The 15,594-nt window shown below is 68.5% G+C and carries 12 protein-coding genes and 1 pseudogene; 10 read left to right on the top strand and 3 right to left on the bottom strand.

What is annotated here, in order from left to right; genetic code table 11:
- Nucleotides 1-85: 85 nt before the first annotated feature.
- The 7 genes and pseudogenes from carB to metK form a co-directional block, all read left to right on the top strand.
- Nucleotides 86-2,887 (top strand): annotated as a pseudogene (gene carB / locus CEX87_RS26325) (carbamoyl-phosphate synthase large subunit); the annotation flags it as partial.
- On the top strand, nucleotides 2,884-3,702 hold the full coding sequence (pyrF, locus tag CEX87_RS26330; protein WP_064428401.1) for an orotidine-5'-phosphate decarboxylase: 819 nt from the start codon (nucleotides 2,884-2,886) through the stop codon (nucleotides 3,700-3,702). The pseudogene carB and the gene pyrF, both read left to right, overlap by 4 nt.
- A 429-nt stretch (nucleotides 3,703-4,131) precedes the next feature.
- On the top strand, nucleotides 4,132-4,449 hold the full coding sequence (gene mihF / locus CEX87_RS26335; protein WP_003889986.1) for an integration host factor, actinobacterial type: 318 nt from the start codon (nucleotides 4,132-4,134) through the stop codon (nucleotides 4,447-4,449).
- Between the two features lie 9 nt (nucleotides 4,450-4,458).
- On the top strand, nucleotides 4,459-5,034 hold the full coding sequence (gene gmk / locus CEX87_RS26340; protein WP_064425957.1) for a guanylate kinase: 576 nt from the start codon (nucleotides 4,459-4,461) through the stop codon (nucleotides 5,032-5,034).
- 73 nt (nucleotides 5,035-5,107) lie between these two features.
- A complete protein-coding gene (gene rpoZ, locus CEX87_RS26345; RefSeq protein ID WP_064395447.1) occupies nucleotides 5,108-5,425 on the top strand; it encodes a DNA-directed RNA polymerase subunit omega in 318 nt (105 codons plus the stop codon).
- A 31-nt stretch (nucleotides 5,426-5,456) separates the two neighbouring features.
- Nucleotides 5,457-6,707 (top strand): bifunctional phosphopantothenoylcysteine decarboxylase/phosphopantothenate--cysteine ligase CoaBC, encoded by a 1,251-nt coding sequence (coaBC, locus tag CEX87_RS26350; protein WP_064425956.1) that lies wholly within the window; start codon nucleotides 5,457-5,459, stop codon nucleotides 6,705-6,707.
- Nucleotides 6,708-6,835: 128 nt separating this feature from the next.
- Complete coding sequence (metK, locus tag CEX87_RS26355) at nucleotides 6,836-8,044, top strand: methionine adenosyltransferase (protein WP_094289802.1); 1,209 nt, start codon at nucleotides 6,836-6,838, stop codon at nucleotides 8,042-8,044.
- Between the two features lie 93 nt (nucleotides 8,045-8,137).
- Here the strand turns inward: metK and CEX87_RS26360 are convergent, their stop codons facing one another.
- Genes CEX87_RS26360 through CEX87_RS26370 form a run of 3 tightly spaced genes read right to left on the bottom strand, consistent with a single transcriptional unit; the run spans nucleotide 8,138 to nucleotide 11,028 of the window.
- Nucleotides 8,138-9,619, bottom strand: coding sequence for a flavin-containing monooxygenase (locus CEX87_RS26360; RefSeq protein WP_094289804.1), 1,482 nt, complete (start codon nucleotides 9,617-9,619; stop codon nucleotides 8,138-8,140).
- Between the two features lie 18 nt (nucleotides 9,620-9,637).
- Entirely contained in the window at nucleotides 9,638-10,069 is a 432-nt protein-coding gene (locus CEX87_RS26365; RefSeq protein WP_064417125.1) for an ester cyclase, read from the bottom strand.
- Entirely contained in the window at nucleotides 10,066-11,028 is a 963-nt protein-coding gene (locus tag CEX87_RS26370) for an alpha/beta hydrolase (protein WP_094289806.1), read from the bottom strand. The genes CEX87_RS26365 and CEX87_RS26370 overlap by 4 nt, the downstream gene beginning before the upstream one ends.
- Here CEX87_RS26370 and CEX87_RS26375 point away from each other — a divergent pair.
- The 3 genes from CEX87_RS26375 to CEX87_RS26385 form a co-directional block, all read left to right on the top strand.
- Nucleotides 11,027-11,749 carry a lysoplasmalogenase gene (locus CEX87_RS26375; protein ID WP_198957318.1) on the top strand — a complete coding sequence of 241 codons (723 nt, stop codon included), beginning with the start codon at nucleotides 11,027-11,029 and terminating at the stop codon, nucleotides 11,747-11,749. The genes CEX87_RS26370 and CEX87_RS26375 overlap by 2 nt on opposite strands.
- A gap of 77 nt (nucleotides 11,750-11,826) precedes the next feature.
- Nucleotides 11,827-13,773 carry a primosomal protein N' gene (locus CEX87_RS26380; RefSeq protein ID WP_198957319.1) on the top strand — a complete coding sequence of 649 codons (1,947 nt, stop codon included), beginning with the start codon at nucleotides 11,827-11,829 and terminating at the stop codon, nucleotides 13,771-13,773.
- Between the two features lie 84 nt (nucleotides 13,774-13,857).
- Nucleotides 13,858-15,594: DUF2207 domain-containing protein (locus CEX87_RS26385; RefSeq protein WP_094289810.1), on the top strand; the 1,737-nt coding region annotated here is incomplete at its 3' end.

The raw sequence follows: 15,594 nt of genomic DNA on the forward strand, positions 1-15,594 counted from the left end.
TATATGTTGTTGTGTTGCAAAGCAGAAGAGGGAACACTAGTGTGCTCTACGTCTCGGGGGCTCGGGGATGTGTATAAGGGACGGGGGCTCGGGGATGGCGTACTCCGCCGAGGACGTCGACCGGATGGCCGGTGACGGGCTCGCCGCCTCGCCGAGCGCCAACGTGCTCATCGAGGAGTCGATCTTCGGCTGGAAGGAATACGAACTCGAGTTGATGCGCGACGGCCGCGACAACGTGGTGGTGGTGTGCTCGATCGAGAACTTCGACCCGATGGGTGTGCACACCGGCGACTCGGTCACCGTCGCGCCGGCCATGACGCTCACCGACCGCGAGTACCAGACGATGCGCGATCTGGGCATCGCGATCCTGCGCGAGGTCGGCGTCGACACCGGCGGCTGCAACATCCAGTTCGCCGTCAACCCCGCCGACGGGCGCCTGATCGTGATCGAGATGAACCCGCGGGTGTCGCGGTCCAGCGCGCTGGCGTCCAAGGCCACTGGGTTCCCGATCGCCAAGATCGCCGCGAAGCTGGCCATCGGCTACACGCTCGACGAAATCGTCAACGACATCACCAAGGAGACCCCGGCCTGTTTCGAGCCGACGCTCGACTACGTCGTCGTCAAGGCCCCGCGCTTCGCATTCGAGAAGTTCCCCGGCGCCGACGGCACGCTGACCACCACCATGAAGTCGGTCGGCGAGGCAATGTCGTTGGGGCGCAACTTCATCGAGGCGCTCGGCAAGGTGATGCGCTCGCTGGAGTCCGGCCGCGCCGGGTTCTGGACCAAAGCCGACCCCGACGAGGACACAGTCACCGTCGACGAGTTGCTGGAGCGGCTGAGTACACCGTCGGACGGGCGCCTGTACGACCTGGAGCTGGTGCTGCGCAAGGGCGCGACCGTCGAGCAGGTGTCTCAGGCCTCCGGAGTCGACCCGTGGTTCGTCGAGCAGATCGCCGGGCTGGTCGCGCTGCGCGCCGAGATCGTCGATGCGCCGGTGCTCGATGCCGACCTGTTGCGGCGCGCCAAGTACCACGGGCTGTCCGACCGTCAGATCGCCGCGCTGCGGCCCGAACTCGCCGGTGAGGTCGGCGTCCGGGCGCTGCGCCAGCGGCTCGCCATCCACCCGGTGTTCAAGACCGTCGACACGTGTGCCGCCGAGTTCGAGGCCAAGACCCCGTACCACTACAGCAGCTACGAGCTCGACCCCGCCGCCGAGACGGAGGTGGCCCCGCAGGCCGAGCGGCCCAAGGTGCTGATCCTCGGATCGGGCCCCAACCGCATCGGGCAGGGCATCGAGTTCGACTACAGTTGTGTGCACGCCGCAACGACGTTGAGCCAGGCCGGTTTCGAGACCGTGATGGTCAACTGCAACCCCGAGACGGTGTCCACCGACTACGACACCGCCGACCGGCTCTACTTCGAGCCGCTCACCTTTGAGGACGTGCTCGAGGTGTACTACGCCGAATCGGTCTCCGGCGCGGGCGGTCCCGGCGTCGTCGGCGTCATCGTGCAGCTCGGCGGCCAGACACCGCTCGGACTGGCCGAACGCCTGCAGAACGCCGGGGTGCCGATCGTCGGCACCAGCCCCAAGGCGATCGACCTGGCCGAGGATCGCGGCGCGTTCGGCGAGGTGCTGACCAATGCAGGCCTGCCGGCCCCGAAGTTCGGCTTGGCCACCAGCTTCGACCAGGCGCGGCGCATCGCCGCCGAGATCGGCTACCCCGTGCTGGTGCGTCCCTCCTACGTCCTCGGCGGTCGCGGCATGGAGATCGTCTACGACGACGAGACGCTGCACGGCTACATCACCAGGGCCACCGAACTCTCGCCCGAACATCCGGTGCTGGTGGACAGGTTCCTCGAGGACGCCATCGAGATCGACGTCGATGCGCTGTGCGACGGGACCGAGGTCTACATCGGCGGCATCATGGAGCACATCGAGGAAGCCGGTATCCACTCCGGTGACTCCGCGTGCGCGCTGCCGCCGGTGACGTTGGGCCGCAGCGACATCGAGGCCGTGCGACGTGCCACCGAAGCGATCGCCCACGGCATCGGCGTGGTGGGCCTGCTCAATGTGCAGTACGCGCTCAAGGACGATGTGCTCTACGTGCTGGAGGCCAACCCGCGTGCCAGCCGCACCGTGCCGTTCGTCTCGAAGGCCACCGCGGTGCCCCTGGCCAAGGCGTGTGCGCGGATCATGCTCGGCGCGACGATCGCCGAACTGCGCGAGAAAGGCGTGCTGGCGCGCACCGGGGACGGCGCGAGCACCGCACGCAACGCTCCGGTCGCGGTCAAGGAGGCCGTCCTGCCGTTCAACCGGTTCCGCAAACACGATGGCACGCAGATCGACTCGCTGCTGGGCCCGGAGATGAAGTCGACGGGTGAGGTCATGGGCATCGACCACGACTTCGGAAGCGCCTTCGCCAAGAGCCAGACCGCCGCCTACGGGTCCCTGCCGCTGGAGGGCACCGTGTTCGTGTCGGTGGCCAACCGCGACAAGCGATCGCTGGTGTTCCCCGTCAAACGGCTCGCCGATCTCGGGTTCCGGGTTCTGGCCACCGAGGGCACCGCGGAGATGTTGCGGCGCAACGGGATTCCGTGCGAGGAGGTGCGCAAGCACTTCCAGGAGCCCAGCGAGGACAGGCCCGCATCGTCGGCCGTCGACCTCATCAAGGCCGGGGAGGTGGACATGGTGATCAACACCCCGTACGGCAACTCCGGTCCTCGTGTCGACGGATACGAGATCCGTTCCGCGGCAGTGGCGAACAGCATCCCGTGTGTGACGACGGTGCAGGGCGCGTCCGCGGCGGTACAGGGCATCGAGGCCGGCATCCGCGGCGACATCGGCGTGATGTCGCTGCAGGAACTGCACAGCGTGCTGGGGCCGTGACGGGTTTCGGCCTGCGGTTGGCCGACGCGGTGGCCCGGCGTGGACCGCTGTGCCTGGGCATCGATCCGCACCCGGAGTTGATGCGCGCGTGGGGACTCACCGCTGACGCCGACGGGTTGCGCCGGTTCTGCTCTGTGTGTGTGACGGCGTTCGCCGACTTCGCCGTCGTCAAACCGCAGGTCGCGTTCTTCGAGGCGTACGGCGCCGCCGGGTTCATGGTGCTCGAGCACACCATCGCCGCGCTCCGCGAGGCCGGCGTGCTGGTGCTCGCCGACGCCAAACGTGGCGATATCGGTTCGACGATGGCCGCCTACGCCGCCGCGTGGGCGGGTGATTCGCCGCTGGCCGCCGACGCGGTGACCGCATCGCCCTACCTGGGCTTCGGCTCGCTGCAACCGCTGATCGAGACCGCGTTGGCCAATGACCGCGGCGTGTTCGTGCTCGCGGCCACCTCGAATCCCGAGGGCGCGTCCGTACAGCGCGCCGATGCCGGCGGGCGCACCGTCGCGCAGTCGATCGTCGACGCCGCCGCGGCGGTCAACCACACCGTGCCCGCGCAACCCGGCCCTATCGGTGTCGTCGTCGGCGCCACCCTGGCCGAACCGCCCGACGTCAGCGCGCTCGCCGGACCGGTCCTGGTCCCGGGTGTCGGCGCCCAGGGCGGGCGCCCGGACGCGCTGAGCGGGCTCGGAGGGGCCCAACCCGGGCAGTTGCTGCCCGCGGTGTCCCGCGAAGTGCTGCGCGCCGGCCCGGACGTGGGCGCGCTGCGTTCCGCGGCCGAGACAATGCGCGACGCGGTCGCCTACCTGGCCTGACACCTCCGCCGACGACACAACACCGGCAACGCGAGGCTCACCAGTCACAAGCGTCACAAACCGGCTGCTCGCGACACGCCCGAAAGCTGATGACCAGCGAAAATTTTCTTTTTCGGCGGCGCTGACCCGCCGAAGTGTGGCGCAGGTCACGCGCTGAGCGCCCGATTAGCGCTCTCGTGCAATCCGAAATGCCTTGATATGCAGGCGGTTCCGGCGAGACAAAATGAGGTTTCGCCGGTCCTGGCCACGAAACGGCGTCGGCGCGTGCGCGGCGCGACCGCCCGACACGCTGGGCTTTTGACGCCGTAACCAGGGGGTGGGGTTCGCATTCGTCAGCCAGCGTGGGTACGGTCGTCGTCGCTGGCTGTTTGAGGGTTTTCTCTATCAGCCGAGGCAGTGGAAATTGATGGTGATGAGACGGAGGAACCCGTGGCCCTTCCCCAGTTGACCGACGAACAGCGCGCGGCCGCGTTGGAGAAGGCTGCCGCCGCACGTCGAGCCCGAGCCGAATTGAAGGATCGGCTCAAGCGCGGCGGCACCAACCTCAAGCAGGTGCTCAAGGATGCCGAGACCGACGAGGTCTTGGGCAAGATGAAGGTTTCGGCGCTTCTGGAGGCGTTGCCCAAGGTCGGCAAGGTCAAGGCGCAGGAGATCATGACCGAACTCGAGATCGCCCCGACCCGCCGGTTGCGCGGCCTCGGCGATCGCCAGCGCAAGGCGCTGCTGGAAAAGTTCGACCAGTCCTAGGCGCATAAATTGAGCGCCGGCCGAGGGGCCGGCCGGGTAGTCGTGCTGTCCGGCCCCTCTGCCGTCGGGAAGTCGACCGTCGTTCGCTGTCTGCGCGAACGCGTTCCCGAACTGCACTTCAGCGTGTCCGTCACCACCAGGGCCCCGCGGCCGGGTGAAGTCGACGGCGTCGATTACTCGTTCGTGACCCCCGACGAATTCGATGAATTGATCGCCGATGGCGCCCTGCTCGAATGGGCGGAGATCCACGGCGGGTTGCACCGCTCCGGAACACCAGCCCGGCCCGTCCGCGAGGCGATCTCCGCCGACAGGCCCGTTCTGATCGAGGTGGATCTCGCGGGCGCGCGGGCCGTGAAGGCCGCGATGCCCGAGGCACTGACCGTCTTCCTGGCGCCGCCGAGCTGGGATGAGCTGAAGAACCGGCTGACCGGACGGGGCACCGAGACACCCGAGGCGATGGAGCGCCGGCTGGCGACCGCGCGAGCCGAACTCGCCGCACAGGACGACTTCGACACCGTGGTCGTGAACAGTCAATTGGAGTCTGCCTGCGCCGAATTGGTATCCTTGCTGGTGGGCCACCGATAAGTACGCGCCGGAGACGGCGCCGCAGGCCCGACAGCTATCTCGCATTCAGCTAAAACCGCCAGGAGAATTTTTCGTGAGCACCCCGCACGCCGACACGCAGCTGGCAGCTGTGGACGACTTCGACACGTCCGCAGCCAGCGCCTACGACACGCCGTTGGGCATCACCAACCCGCCCATCGACGAGCTGCTGGATCGCGCGTCGAGCAAGTATGCGCTGGTGATCTATGCCGCCAAGCGCGCCCGCCAGATCAACGACTACTACAACCAGCTCGGCGACGGCATCCTCGAGTACGTCGGCCCGCTGGTCGAGCCGGGCCTGCAGGAGAAGCCGCTGTCGATCGCGTTGCGCGAGATCCACGCCGACCTGCTCGAGCACACCGAAGGCGAGTAGCAACACCGCGAGGCATAGGGGAGCGGCCGCCATGGAGCCCAAGCGGATCATCGTCGGCGTCGCCGGTGGTATCGCCGCCTACAAGGCGGCCACGGTGGTCAGACAGCTCACCGAGGCCGGACACGACGTCCGTGTCGTCCCCACCGAGTCCGCGCTGCGGTTCGTCGGTGCCGCCACCTTCGAGGCCCTCTCGGGTCATCCCGTGCACACCGGAGTCTGGGACGACGTCCACGAGGTGCCGCACGTCCGCTTCGGCCAGGAGGCCGACCTGGTCGTCGTCGCCCCCGCCACCGCGGATCTTCTGGCGCGGGCCGTCGCGGGCCGCGCGGACGACCTGCTGACCGCGACGCTGCTGACCGCGCGATGTCCGGTGCTGTTCGCCCCGGCCATGCACACCGAGATGTGGTTGCACCCCGCGACGGTGGAGAACGTCGCCACGCTGCGCCGCCGCGGTGCCGTCGTCCTCGAACCCGCGTCGGGCCGGTTGACCGGAGCCGACAGCGGCGCGGGCCGTCTGCCCGAGGCCGAGGAGATCAGCACGCTGGCCCAGCTTCTGCTGACGCGCCCGGACGCCCTGCCCTACGACTTGGCAGGGGTCAAGGTGCTGGTTTCCGCGGGCGGGACGCGCGAGCCGATCGATCCCGTGCGCTTCATCGGCAACCGCAGTTCGGGCAAGCAGGGCTATGCGATGGCGCGGGTGATGGCCCAGCGCGGTGCCGACGTCACGCTGATCGCCGGCAACACCGCCGGGCTGGTCGACCCGGCGGGCGTCGAGGTCGTGCACATCGTGTCGGCCGCCCAGCTCAAGGACGCCGTGTCCAAGCATGCCCCCGACGCCCATGTGCTGGTGATGGCGGCCGCGGTCGCGGATTTCCGGCCCACGCAGATGCAGACCAGCAAGATCAAGAAGTCGGCCGATCCGGACGCCGCCGCGCCGGTGATCGAACTGACCCGCACCGAGGACGTGCTCGCCGGCGCCGTGCGGGCCCGCGCCGACGGGCAGCTGCCGAATATGCGGGCCATCGTGGGGTTCGCTGCCGAGACCGGCGACGCCAACGGCGACGTGCTTCACCACGCTCGCGCGAAGCTGCAGCGCAAGGGATGCGATTTGCTCGTGGTCAATGCGGTGGGCGAGAATCGGGCGTTCGAAGTGGACAACAACGACGGTTGGCTGCTCGCGGCCGACGGCGCGGAGTCCGCTCTGGAGCACGGTTCGAAGACGCTGATGGCCAGCCGTATCGTGGACGCGATCGTGGCCTTCCTGCACAGCGGCAGCGGGTAGCGCGGATCACGCATCCGGCTGCGTGAAATGCTTGCGCGCGAGGCAAGCACAGGCTTGGGTGCAACAGGGCACTCCTACAATTTGATGGACTAACTACCTCAAGATGACTTGAGCGGAAGGATCACACCGTGAGTGAAGCTCGGCTGTTCACCAGTGAGTCGGTAACCGAGGGCCACCCCGACAAGATCTGCGACGCGATCAGCGACTCGGTGCTCGACGCTTTGCTCGCGGGCGATCCCAAGTCGCGAGTTGCCGTGGAGACACTGGTCACCACCGGGCAGGTGCACGTCGTCGGCGAGGTGACGACGGCGGCCAAGGAGGCCTTCGCCGACATCGCCACCACGGTGCGCGAGCGCATCCTGGAGATCGGTTACGACTCGTCGGAGAAGGGCTTCGACGGTGAGACCTGCGGCGTCAACATCGGCATCGGTCGTCAGTCGCCCGATATCGCGATGGGCGTCGACACCGCGCACGAGACCCGCGTAGAGGGCGCGGGCGACCCGCTCGATCTGCAGGGCGCGGGCGACCAGGGCCTGATGTTCGGCTACGCGATCAAGGACACGCCCGAGCTGATGCCGCTGCCGATCGCGCTCGCACACCGGCTGTCGCGCCGGCTGACCGAGGTCCGCAAGAGCGGTGTGCTCGACTACCTGCGCCCCGACGGCAAGACCCAGGTCACCGTGCAGTACGACGGCACCACCCCGGCGCGCCTCGACACGGTTGTGCTGTCGACGCAGCACGCGGCGGGCATCGACCTCGAAGGGACGCTGACGCCGGACATCCGCGAGAAGGTCGTCAACACCGTCCTTGCCGACCTGGGCCACGACTCGATGGACACCTCCGACTTCCGCCTGCTGGTGAACCCGACCGGCAAGTTCGTGCTCGGCGGCCCCATGGGTGACGCGGGGCTGACGGGCCGCAAGATCATCGTCGACACCTACGGCGGCTGGGCCCGTCACGGCGGCGGCGCGTTCTCGGGCAAGGACCCGTCAAAGGTGGACCGTTCGGCGGCCTACGCGATGCGCTGGGTGGCGAAGAACGTGGTCGCGGCGGGTCTGGCCGAGCGCGTTGAGGTCCAGGTCGCTTATGCGATCGGCAAGGCCGCTCCGGTCGGCCTGTTCGTCGAGACGTTCGGCAGCGAGTCCGTCGATCCGGGCCGCATCGAGAAGGCCATCACCTCGGTGTTCGATCTGCGTCCCGGCGCGATCGTGCGCGACCTCGACCTGCTGCGCCCGATCTACGCGCAGACTGCCGCGTACGGCCACTTCGGCCGCACCGACGTCGAGCTGCCCTGGGAGCAGCTGAACAAGGTCGACGAGCTCAAGGCCGCCGTCTGACGCCGAGACGACGGTTGTTGAGCGATATCGGCCGAATTCCGTCAGAAACCGTAGTCTCGCGGCTCGTGGGCGTGGCCTACGCAGCGCCAACGGTCAGGAACTGAACGCGTAATCCCGTAGCGGGAAGCGGCGGCTGCGCCAGTACGCCTCGAGCGTGGTGGTCGGCCGCAGCGGGGCGTCGCCGTTCTTGTCGAAGTAGTAGCTGTTGGCCCGCTGGCAGCTCTCCTGCCAAAAGATCTGGCGGTGCCGTTTGCGCATCATCTCTTCGAAGTAGCGGTCGTTGGCCTCCTGCGTGACCTCCACGCGACGGGCGCCCCTGCGTCGGGCGTGCTTGAGACAGCGCACGATGTGATGCGTCTGCGTCTCGATGAGCGCGAAATACGACGACCCGACATAACCGTAGGGTCCGAACACCGTGAAGAAGTTCGGGAAACCCGGCACACTCACTCCTTCGTAGGCCTGCAGCCGGTTCTCCTGCCAGTGCCGGCTCCACGTCCGGCCGCCCGAACCGGTAACCGGATAGGTCGGCATGTCCTCGGCGTCCATCACTTTGAAACCCGTCGCCAGGATCAGCACGTCGATGTCGCGGGTCATGCCGTCGGCGGTGGCCACACCTGAACCGGTGATCTTGTCGATCGGCTCGGTGACCAACTCGACGTTGTCGCGGTTGTACGTCGACAGGTAGGTGTTGTGGAAGCCGGGCCGCTTGCAGCCGACCGCATACTCGGGCGTGAGCTTTTCGCGGACCTCCGGGTCGTCGACCTCTTTGCGTAGATACGCCTCGCCGACTTTCGACATGTTCTTGGCCATCGGGTTCACGGTGAAGTACTGCGCGGGCAGCGTGAACGTCAACTCGACGTAGGCCTGGCTGAGCAGACGCTGCACCACGTGGCCGCCGGGCAGCCGCATCATCCGTTGCGCCATTGGCGACAGCGGCACATCGAACTTCGGGAAACACCAGATCGGTGTGCGCTGAAAAACGGTCAGCTGCTTGACGATCGGCGCGATCTCGGGAATCACCTGCACCGCCGACGCGCCCGTGCCGATGACCGCGACCCGCTTGCCGGTCAAGTCCTGCTCGTGGTCCCAACGCGCGGTGTGCATGGTGACACCGGCGAACGAGTCGACACCGTCGATATCGGGCAGTTTCGGCGTGATCAGCACCCCGCACGCATTGATCAAAAACCGTGATGTCAGGACGTCGCCGGAGTCGAGTTCGATCCGCCACAGGTTCTGCTCGTCGTCGTAGACGGCGCCCAGCACCTTGGTATTGAACCGGATCTTGGGCCGCAGACGGTACTTGTCGACGCAGTGCTCGGCGTAGGCGCGTAACTCGCTCCCCGGTGCGTACGTGCGGGTCCATTCCGGGCTCTGCTCAAACGAGAACTGGTAGGAGAACGACGGAATGTCAACGGCGATACCGGGATACGTGTTCCAGTACCACGTCCCACCCGGTCCCTCGCCGGCTTCGATGATCAGATAGTCACCCAACCCCGCCTTGTCGAGGCTGATCCCCGCGCCGATGCCGGAGAAGCCGGCGCCGACGATGATGGTGTCGTGATCGGGCACTGTCATCGAGCCTCCCCGTGTCGCTCACGTCCCGATCACGGTACCCCCGTTGTTCAGCCGTTGCGACAACTCCCAAGCGCTGCGTTCGACCCAGTTGGTGAGCAGCTTGCCGTCCTCACCGACAGCCCAGACCGCGGTACCGGTCATCGCGATTTCGCTGCCGTCGGGCGCGCTTCCGAGGTAGCCGTTGTTCCTCCCGGTCAGTAGCCACCGCGACGCGACGCGGCTGCCGTCGGCGCTCTCGAACGACTCGACGACCTCGAGATGTAAGTCGTCGACCTTACTCAGGAACCCGGCGATCCATGCCTTGAAATCCTCGCGGCCACGCACCGTCTCGCCGCCGGTGATGATCACGAAGTCGTCGACCACGAAGCGGTCCGCCGCCGCTGGGTCGTGGGCGTTCCAGACCTCGTCCCAGAACGCGTGCACGATGTCGATGGATTTCGATGTGTTCACACCGGGTGTAACGCGGCGTGTAGCGCTCTCAATCCCCGTTCGGTGGCCTCGGTCGCGGCGGGCACCACCCCGGCGTAGCCGAGGTAGCCGTGCACGAGCGATTCAGCATTGTGAAGTTCGACGCGAACCCCGGCGGCCGACAGCAACTCCGCGTACCGGGCGCCGTCGTCACGCAATGGGTCATGGCCCGCGACGGCGATGTAGGCCGGCGGCAGCCCGGTCAGGTTTTCGGCGCGCGCGGGCGCCAGCGTCGCGGGCATGTCCGAAAGCTCCATGTCGCCGACATACCAACGCGAAAAGCCGCCTATCGCAGCGAAATCGAGTATTGGCGCGTCGGCGTTCTCGGCGAACGACGGCAATGTGGTGTCCCACGTCGTGGCCGGATACCACAGCAACTGGAAACGGATCTGGGGCCCGCCCGCGTCGCGTGCCAACTGTGCGACCACCGCGGCGAGATTGCCGCCCGCCGAGTCGCCGGCCACCGCGAGCCGGCCCGCGTCGACGCCCAGCTCGTCCGCGCTCGCGGCGACCCACTGCGTCACCGCCCACACATCGTCGACAGCGGCGGGGTAGGGGTGCTCGGGTGCCAGCCGGTAGTCGACGGCCACCAGCACGGCCTCGGCGTCGGCCGCATGTCGACGCGCGGTGCCGTCGTAGCTGTCGAGGTCGCCGACGCACCAACCGCCGCCGTGGAAGAACACCACCACGGGGGCGGGCGCATCGGAGGCGGTCGGCGGCCGGTACACCCGGACCGGGATCGGGCCGGCGGGCCCGTCGACCGTGCGGTCTTCGGCACGCACCTCGGGCAGGATCTCGACCCGCGGCAGCGCGTTGAACCGTTCACGGGCGGCCTGCACGCCCCCGTCGGTTGTCAACTGGAACGGAACTGCCTGCAGTACCTTCAGCAGAATGGCGTCGATGGGTTCCGGGCTGGCCGGCCCTACCTCAGGGACTGACATGGGGACACCGTACGTTCACCGGCGGACCCGGCTGCTGTGGGTGGCCGCAGCCGTCGTGGCCGCCTGCTACGGGGTGTTCCTGATCGCGACCGCGGTGCGGCTGCCCGGCGGTGCCGAGCTCACCGGTCAGTTCGCGCTGCAGCCCGCGGTCAAGGCCGCTGCGGCGGTGCTGCTCGCCGCGGCCGCGTTGACACACCCGATCGCCCGGGAACGACGCTGGTTGGTGGCCGCGCTGATGTTCTCCGCGGCGGGTGATTTCCTGTTGGCGCTGCCGTGGTGGGAGCCGTCGTTCGTGCTCGGGCTGGCCGCGTTCCTCGTCGCCCACCTGTGCTTTCTGGGCGCGCTGTGGCCGTTGGTCGCCCGCTCCGGTCCGAGGCTGGCCGCCGCCGCGGTCACGGTCGCGGCCTGCCTGGCCCTGCTGGTGTGGTTCTGGCCGCGGCTCATCGCCGAGGGCATGGCCGTACCGGTCACGCTGTACATCGCGGTGCTCGGCGCAATGGTGTGCGCCGCGCTGATGGCCCGGTTGCCCACGCCGTGGACGGCATTGGGTGCGGTGTGTTTCGCGGTGTCGGACGCGATGATCGGGATCGGCAAGTTCGTGCTGGGGTCCGAGGCTCTGGCGGTGCCGATCTGGTGGGTGTATGCGGCGTCGCTGGTGCTCATCACGGCCGGGTTCTTCTTCGGCAGGACGTCGGTGCCGTCTGCTACCAATCCTGCGTGACGGGGTCCGACAGCCCGGCCCGCCCGGGCGCCACCAGACAGCCTGCCGAGCACGAGCCGGTCGCGCGTGTGCTGCCGATGCTGACCGTCCCGCACCTCGACCGCGAGTTCGACTACCTGGTCTCCGCCGAGCAGTCCGACGACGCGCAGCCCGGCGTCCGCGTCCGGGTGCGGTTCCACGGCAGGCTGGTCGACGCGTTCATCCTGGAGAGGCGGTCCGACACCGACCACGTGGGCAAGCTCGGCTGGCTCGACCGCGTGGTCTCGCCCGAGCCGGTGCTGACGCCCGAGATCCGTCGACTCGCCGACGCCGTGGCGGCCCGTTACGCCGGCACCCGCGCGGACGTCCTGAGGCTGGCCATCCCGCCGCGGCACGCCCGGGTCGAAAAACAGGAGCCGCCGACGACGGCGCCGACCGACCCGCAACCCGTCGCAACCGATTCCTGGAACGCCTACGGCAGCGGTGAGCAGTTCCTCGCGGCGGTGGCGAGCGAACGAGCCGCCCGAGCGGTCTGGCAGGCGCTGCCCGGGGAGGCGTGGGCCGATCGACTGGCCGAGGCCGCGGCGGTGATGGTGAACGCGGGCCGCGGTGTGCTGGTGATCGTGCCGGATCAACGCGACATCGACGCGGTGCACGCCGCCGCGCTCGACCGCCTCGACGAGAACCTGGTGGTGGCCTTGTCGGCGGGACTCGGCCCCGCGCAACGCTATCGGCGTTGGTTGTCGGTGTTGCGCGGCAGCGCCCGGCTCGTCATCGGCACCCGCAGCGCGGTGTTCGCACCTGTCGCCCACCTCGGTCTGGTGATGGTGTGGGACGACGGCGACGACACGCTCGCCGAACCCCGTGCGCCCTATCCGCATGCCCGCGAGGTGGCGATGTTGCGGGCACATCAGCTGCGCTGCGCCGCGCTGATCGGCGGATTCGCCAGAACCGCGGAGGCCCAGGCGCTGGTGCGCAGCGGCTGGGCGCACGACCTGGTCGCGCTGCGGCCGACGGTGCGGGCGGCCTCACCGCGCGTCGTCGCCCTCGATGACAGCGGTTTCGAGCAGGAACGCGACCCCGCCGCCCGGTCGGCCAGGCTCCCGTCGATGGCGCTGCATGCGGCGCGCAAGGCGCTGGAGTCCGGCGCCCCGGTCCTGGTGCAGGTGCCCCGCCGCGGGTACGTCCCCGCCCTCGCGTGCGGGCGCTGCCGAACCATCGCCCGGTGTCGCAACTGCACGGGGCCGTTGTCGCTGCCCGACCGCGATGCCGCAGGCGCGGTGTGCCGGTGGTGCGGGCGCGCCCACCCGTCGCTGCGGTGCGTGCGGTGCGGCTCGGATGCGGTGCGCGCGGTTGTCGTCGGGGCCAGGCGCACCGCCGAGGAACTCGGCAGGGCGTTTCCGGGCACGACGGTCATCACCTCCGGCGGTGACGCGATGGTCGCCGAGGTCGCGTCGCAGCCCGCGGTTGTCGTCGCCACGCCCGGCGCCGAACCGATAGCCGCGGGCGGCTACGGTGCCGCGCTGCTGTTGGACAGTTGGGCGCTGCTCGGTCGCCAGGACCTGCGGGCGGCCGAGGACACCTTGCGGCGGTGGATGGCCGCGGGCGCCCTGGTACGCAACCGCGGCGACGGCGGGGTGATCGCGGTGGTGGCCGAGTCCGCGATACCGACCGTGCAGGCGCTGATCCGCTGGGACCCCGTCGGTCACGCCGACGCCGAGTTGAACGCGCGCGCTGAAGTCGGCCTGCCGCCCGACGTGCACATGGCCGCGGTGGACGGACCGCCCGAGGCGGTGCACAGCTTGCTCGACATCGCCGATACGCCCGAGGGCACCGAACAACTCGGCCCGGTCGACCTGCCGGTCGGCGCGCGCCGACCGCCGGGACTGGCGTCCGACACGACGGTGATCCGGATGCTGTTGCGGGTTCCCCGCGACACCGGACTGGCCCTCTCCTCGACCCTGCGCCGGGCCACCGCCGTGCTCAGCGCCCGTCACGACCAACAGCCGGTTCGCGTTCAGATCGACCCGCTGCACATCGGGTGAGCCGATGGCCAGTTCGCGCCGAAATCGGCCCGCTGCACTTAGGGTGAACCGGAAACCTGGCGTCGCACGCAACAGGAGGACCGCATGCGCCGGCTGTTCGCGTGGTCGATCACGTTGCTGGTACTGGCATTTGCGGTGCTCTGGCCAGTGGTGTTCAGCGGTGGTGGTGGTTCGGAGGCCGCACCCGCCGACGACCCCGTCGTCATCACGGACTACGACGTGGACCTCCTCGTCGACGAAGACGGGCGGCTCGACGCCGTGGAGACCATCACCGCGGATTTTCCCAGCGGCAGGCACGGCATCTTCCGGTACTGGGATGTGACCAACCCCAACAGTCCTCACGTGCGCCAGGTGCCGGAGATCGACTCCATCCTCCTCGACGGCGACCCGGCGCCCTACGAGCTGCTGTGGGAAGACGGTGAGCGGTTCCTGGTCGCCAAGATCGGCGATCCCGACAGCTACCTGAGCTACGGCGAGCACGTATACGAGATCCGCTACTCCATCGACGGTGTCCTCGATCCCGGAACCACCGGTGCGGACCGGAGATTCGCGACATCGTCGGGTGAGCCCGCCGCGACCGAATCGGTGTTTTTCTGGAACGTGATCGCGCCGGCCTGGAACAACCGGATCCAGCGCGCCGACATCTCGATCGGGCTGCCCGCAGACGTTCCCCGCGTGCAGTGTTCGGTCGGATACGGCGTCGGCGGGCAGTGCCTGGACCTGACGACCACGGGGAACAGGGTGGAATTCTCGGCCCGAAACCTCCCGCCGCGCACGCCGGTGACAGTGCGGGCAAGTGTGGACGTGCCGACGCCGCCGCGGACCGAGCTGCCCTGGACCTATGAATGGGACCGCGTGCTGGGCCAGTCGCTGGCCGGAGCGCTATGGGTGGCGGCGCTGACCGTGGCGGCCGGCTTGGCCGGTCTGCTGTGGTACCGCACCACCGTCGAACCGTCGCCGGGTTTCCCACTGCAGTACGCGCCACCGGAGGGCCTCGGCCCGGTGCAGACGGAGTACATCCGGACCGAGACAGTTCCCAAACAAGCCCTGACCGCGACGCTGTTCTACCTCGCCGAGCGGGGCTTGATCGAACTGCGCCAGGTCAGCGAGAAGCATTGGCGGATCCGCGGCATCGCCGAGCACGGCGCCTGGGTCGACGTGGACCCGGTCAGTGTGACCGTCGGGTCGGTGTTGAAGGTTCTGCATCCGGGCGGCGAGTTCGAAGCGAAGAAGACCGTCAAGTCGGGCCAGAAGCTCAACAAGGCCAAGACCGATCTGGCCAAGGCCGTCCAGAACTGGGCCTTCGACAACAAGCTTCTCGTCAAACGGCGCAACGAACTCTGGCTCCGCACCGCGAACGCCATCGCGTTCGTGCTCATGCTGTGCGCCGTCTTCCGCTGGCTCTTTCCGACCACGATGTGGGCGTTGCCGTTCGCGGCGTTCTTCCTGCTGTCGATCGGTTCGTGGGCCGCGGGCGTAGGGACCAGGCGCACCGAGGCCGGCCGCGATCTCTGGTCGCGCGCAGGTGGTTTCCACCGCATGTTGACCACCGATTCGGCCGAGGCGCGTTTCGACTTCGGGGCGCGCAAAGACCTCTACTCGGCCTACGTTCCGTTCGCGGTCGCTGCGGGCGCCGCGGCACTGTGGGCAAAGAAGTACGAAACGACGATGGGAGCGGCTGCGCCACAGCCGGATTGGTACAACTCGACCACACACGGCGGTACGGGATTTGTCGGCGGCTCCGGCGGAGCGAACTTCGACAGCTTCGAGTCCGCGTTGTCGTCGTCGATCGGCGCGTACACCTGTCCCTTATACACCTCT

The organism is Mycobacterium lehmannii, from assembly GCF_002245535.1.
Taxonomy (GTDB): domain Bacteria; phylum Actinomycetota; class Actinomycetes; order Mycobacteriales; family Mycobacteriaceae; genus Mycobacterium; species Mycobacterium lehmannii.

Coding starts and splice junctions, on each gene's coding strand:
- coaBC (WP_064425956.1), top strand. CDS start 5,457: ATGGAGCCCAAGCGGATCATCGTCGGCGTCGCCGGTGGTATCGCCGCC.
- CEX87_RS26360 (WP_094289804.1), bottom strand. CDS start 9,619: ATGACAGTGCCCGATCACGACACCATCATCGTCGGCGCCGGCTTCTCC.
- CEX87_RS26375 (WP_198957318.1), top strand. CDS start 11,027: ATGGGGACACCGTACGTTCACCGGCGGACCCGGCTGCTGTGGGTGGCC.
- CEX87_RS26370 (WP_094289806.1), bottom strand. CDS start 11,028: ATGTCAGTCCCTGAGGTAGGGCCGGCCAGCCCGGAACCCATCGACGCC.
- CEX87_RS26380 (WP_198957319.1), top strand. CDS start 11,827: ATGCTGACCGTCCCGCACCTCGACCGCGAGTTCGACTACCTGGTCTCC.